The sequence below is a fragment of the Brachyspira hampsonii genome, from assembly GCF_001746205.1.
GTDB classification, from domain to species: domain Bacteria; phylum Spirochaetota; class Brachyspiria; order Brachyspirales; family Brachyspiraceae; genus Brachyspira; species Brachyspira hampsonii_B.
In genome coordinates this window covers 1-1,128 of sequence record NZ_MDCO01000004.1, presented here as the reverse complement: position 1 = coordinate 1,128, position 1,128 = coordinate 1, and the positions used below count along the sequence as shown (strand labels likewise).

1 protein-coding gene is annotated in these 1,128 nt (G+C 40.4%); it reads left to right on the top strand.

From position 1 onward, the window contains the following. Nucleotides 1–243: 243 nt before the first annotated feature. Nucleotides 244–1,128, top strand: an 885-nt coding sequence (locus BFL38_RS15905; protein WP_000340939.1) for a hypothetical protein, incomplete at its 3' end; no start/stop codon positions are given.

Sequence of the window (1,128 nt, the reverse complement as noted above, 5' to 3'; positions counted from 1 at the left end):
CGAAAAATGCACCGGCCGCGCATTATTTGTACTGCGAAAATAATTGGTACTGCGGTATCTTCATTTCATATTTTAAAAATGCACCTTTGCTGCTTTTCCTTAATTTTTAGACGGCCCGCAGGTTCGTTTTGCGGTACTATCTTGTGATAAAAAGTTGTTTTGACATGTGATCTGCACAGATTTTATAATGTAATAAGCAAGAATACATTATCAAACGAACAATACTGGTAAAAGAAAACCAAAATGGACGACATTGAAACAGCCAAGAATCTGACGGTAAAAGCACGTACAGCTTATAGCGTCTGGGATGTATGTCGGCTGTTTATTGAAATGATTGCTCCTGATGTAGATATTGATATAGAGAGTAAACGTAAGTCTGATGAGCTACTCTTTCCAGGATATGTCATAAGGCCCATGGAATCTCTCACAACCGGTAGGCCGTATGGTCTTGATTCTAGCGCAGAAGATTCCAGCGTATCTTCTGACTCCAGTGCTGAGGTAATTTTGCCTGCTGCGAAGATGGTTAAGGAAAGGTTTGATTCGATTGGAAATGGTATGCTCTCTTCACAAGAAGCAAGTCAGGCTGCCATAGATTTGATGCTACAGAATAACAAGCTGTTAGACAATAGAAAGCAACTATACAAATCTATTGCTATAATAATAGGAAGATTGCCCGAGAAAGACAAGAAGAGAGCTACCGAAATGCTCATGAGAAAAATGGATTGTACACAGTTATTAGTCCCACCAGCTCCAACGGAAGAAGATGTTATGAAGCTCGTAAGCGTCGTTACCCAATTGCTTACTTTAGTTCCACCAGATCGTCAAGCTGCTTTAATAGGTGATTTATTCATCCCGGAATCTCTAAAGGATATATTCAATAGTTTCAATGAACTGGCGGCAGAGAATCGTTTACAGCAAAAAAAGAGTGAGTTGGAAGGAAGGACTGAAGTGAACCATGCTAATACAAATGAAGAAGTTCCCTCCAGGCGAACAAGAAGTAGAGACACAAATGCAAGAGGAGCATATAAATTACAAAACACCATCACTGAGGGCCCTAAAGCGGTTCCCACGAAAAAAAGGAGAGTAGCAACGAGGGTAAGGGGCAGAAAATCACGTAATACTTCTAGG